Annotated in this window: 3 protein-coding genes; all 3 read right to left on the bottom strand. The window is 42.5% G+C overall.

The window, feature by feature from the left end; translation table 11 throughout:
- Positions 1-1,937: TonB-dependent receptor plug domain-containing protein (locus tag A3757_RS15240; RefSeq protein WP_156506340.1), on the bottom strand; the 1,937-nt coding region annotated here is incomplete at its 3' end.
- Positions 1,915-3,060 (bottom strand): lipopolysaccharide assembly protein LapB, encoded by a 1,146-nt coding sequence (locus A3757_RS15235; RefSeq protein ID WP_156490370.1) that lies wholly within the window; start codon positions 3,058-3,060, stop codon positions 1,915-1,917. The genes A3757_RS15240 and A3757_RS15235, both read right to left, overlap by 23 nt.
- A 7-nt stretch (positions 3,061-3,067) precedes the next feature.
- The coding region (locus A3757_RS15230; RefSeq protein WP_068739877.1) for an energy transducer TonB at positions 3,068-3,690 on the bottom strand (623 nt) is incomplete at its 5' end.

The raw sequence follows: 3,690 nt of genomic DNA, 5'->3' as shown, positions 1-3,690 counted from the left end.
TTGAGCGTAAACGGCAAGGAAGCATCCGCTCGAAAATTCAAAACTTCATCTTCAAGGTTTGAGTATTGATAAAACATTTTGTTTTTATCAATCGCAAGCCCGCTGCCAGAATTCGACTCTTTGTAAACATATTCAAAAGTACCGGGCTCTAAACGCGTAGCAGAAGAAAATGATAAAGCTGTACTGAGATTTAACGCATCTAGAAGACTACCAGATTTCTCACCAAGTAAACCCTCCCCAGATAGTTGATGTGAGTAGAGCTCTTTTTCTGTATACCTTAGCAAGACCTTTTCAGATGACCTTTCCTCTAAATAGTCATATATTTGAGACTGCGTTGTTTGATCCTCTTCTTCATTTAGACCAACAAAGGTATATTTAATTTTTGAGTTGCTTGTCGGTTCAAGACCAAAACTAACCAAACCTCCAAGCTTTTCATTTAAAACAGTCTTCCCAAATGTCTTATCTTTGTCACGCTGATTTGCATCGGCCTGAGTATTTTCCGTCACATCGGCGCTATTATTTTGCTCGTTTTTATAATATAGATTTCCGGCAAAGCCATACTTCATCCCCCCAGACGTTTTAAAACTCTGACCGAAGGATGTAGATAAACTCGTACCTGGATCAAGCTTGGTTTCAGTAATACCATAGCTACGGTAGCTAACCATTGCTTTGTCGAGTGCCGTTCTTTCAGCAGCTGTGATACCCTCAGCAAGTACCAAATCACCAACTTTTACTTCATTCGTTAAGGCTTTAAAGCCATCACTTAAATTCAACAAGATACCAGGTAGGCTCTGGTCATTATCAGGGTTATGCACAACGTCGTTACCTGTTGCATCATTGACAGTAACACTGATGCTACCACTGATATAATTATCTTCTTTTGGGATATCTTTGGTATTGATTAAGATTGTGCCACCACCAAAGGTACCTGGAATATCGCTAGAAAATGTCTTTTGAATATCCATGCTCTGGATAACACCGGCAGGAAATATATCAAGCGGAACTACGCGTTTTGTCGGTTCAGGTGAAGGCACTTCAAGCCCATTTAGAAGAACGGTGCTATAGCGCTCCCCCAAACCACGAACAAAGACAAACTTATCGTCAACAATAGTAATACCGGTCACCCGCTTTAGGGCGCCAGCCGCATCTGAATCGCCAGACTTACTAAATTGTTCACTAGAAATTGCGTCACCCACAACATCACTATCTTTAAGTTCTGCAATATTTGAAGCCAAACTCCCTTCAACAAAGGGCGCCGATACAACAAACTCATCTAATACAATATCGGCCTTAATCAACTTAACCGCGTGTTCGTTATCTGTTTCGGCTCGAACCGAAACGTCCTTGCTTACCTGCATTACATACTTTGGATGGATAACTGATATATCATAGTCACCCGCTGCAAGCTCTACCGTGGCAATACCTTTTTCATCAGTGATTGCATCGATGGCATAGCCCTTGAAGAATAGTTTCGCACCAGAAACAGCGGCATCATTTGCAGAATCTCTCACGGAGAAAATCAGATTACCTTTAGGACCGGTTTGCGGCTTAACATCCTGATGATCAAAGTCCTGCTCATACGCTGACAGCGGTAGATCAAGCTCTACGCTTTCGCCTTGATTCGTTAAGTTCAGGAATACCTGACTCGATACAGTTTCAAGTAATGCTACATCGGTTAATGCAAACAACTCTCCGCCTTTGTAATAACCAACTTCGTGATCACCTGCTGGCAAAGTAAACGCAGCCACACCAAACTCATCGGTCTTTGAGCTTTCATCGCCAACCTTAACGTTGATATTCGATTGCGCCACACCTTCTTTGAAAACGAAGATAAATAAATTCTCTTTTTTAGCAGTTTGCTCAGCTGCAAACACGCTTGCCGAGAACAAACATAGAAGACTCGCTAGGAGTAATTTAACGGCATGCATACGGGTCATTCTGACAGATCTCTATTTGCTGAAATAAATGGGAAGCTTTCTGGAATAATTGGCTATCAGTGATTTTTTGCAGTAAGCGTTTAGACTGCTCATAATCACCATTTCTATAATGCGCAAAACCAAGTGCATACAAGATATTTTCGTCTTTCAACAAGTCATAGCGTTGTAAGGAGTCAGTCTTTGCAACCATCGACTCATAGTCTTCGAGGTAAATATCGATACCAACACGCTGTCTAAACTTTTCTTCCTGCTGATTGATACGACGGTTTAACTGTAAAGACCTTACTGGTTCGCCAGACTTCAGATAAAGGGTTGCTGCCTTAGCAGAAAACTTCGGGAAGCGTATCGACGCCCAGTCAAAGACCAAGGCAGCCATTAAGTACTTTTCTTGGTCTATGTAGACCTGACCAAGCAACTCAAGCAACTTATCATCGTCGTTATATTTGATCACACCTTCTTCTAGCAGAGCCGCAGCGGCATCTTTCTGACCACTCTCTCTTAGGGCAAACGCTACCGCCAGATATTCTTTTGCCGAATAGTTTTCACTTTCTAGATAACGGTGCGCGTAGTCATTAGCACTTTGATAAAAGCCAAGCTCTAATAGGTAATAAAACTTCTGACTGTAGAAGCGCGAATACTCTGGGTGCAGTTCAATACCTTCGTCCAAGGTCGCCCAGGCGGAGTTCATATCATCAAGCTGCTTAAAGGCTTCGGCTTTGATCACCAACATTTGAGGATTATCTAAGGCTGCCTGACCCGCTTTACCAAGCGCGTCGATTACACCTTGATACTCCATTCGCTGCCAATGATTTCGGGCAATATAAAGATATACAGACTCTTTTGTTTGACCCTTTTCAATTGCAGCATCGAAGAATATATTCGAGATCTTCGGATAGCCGGTTTTATTAAACACTATCCCTTTCAGTGTGTAATAAGTACTAAAATCAAAACCTTCTTTTGTTACCTCAGCTTTTTCCAGTACTGTTTTCGCTCGCTGTATGTAGCCGTCTTTAACCAACGTCGCGCCTAGTGCTACATAGTCTATTTTTTCTGTCTTTTGTGCTGCTGCGCTGGATGGCAAACACCACATGAGACACATCACTACTGCCACAAATAATTTCATGTGCATATCAATCCAACTTAAATACTATTTTTTGCATCGCCCAAACCTTCACCTTCTTACCGTTGTAGGTGGCAGGCTCAAATTTCCAACGACGAATGGTACTGTCGGCCTTCAGGTCAAATATCTCTTCAGGCTTAGAGTCAAGAATCTCAACGTCTTCAACATTGCCACTTTCATCGATCAGAACATTCATGGTGACGTAGCCACTAACACCCTGCTTTCTTGCGAGCTCCGGATAAACAATCGGAGAACGCTTTCGAACCTTCGGAGGCGTATCGACGCTACTTTTGTCCATGGCCTGATCACTAGATCCTGCTAGAAGATCGTTATCAGAAAACTCAGAAAATTCTGTTTCATCAAACTGAGGAACACCGAAACTTAGCCCAGCCCCCCCCAGATTCGCGCCAACATTTGCAGGCTTGATTGAGGGTAGTTTTTGCGGCTGCTGTCGTTTCTTTTTCTTAGGTTTCGGCTTCGGCTTTGGTTTTTTGATAACCTGTTTCTTGGCAACATCAAAGTTGCTTGCATCATCTTTCGCCGAATCCTTTTCAATATCGGACTCGTTAAGACCAATCACCAAAACAAAAATAAGGAACGGAACAACAATCGCCGCTGCAATAGCCCATACGT

Source organism: Oleiphilus sp. HI0117 (genome assembly GCF_001635235.1).
This window is presented reverse-complemented; position numbering and strand designations above follow the sequence as displayed.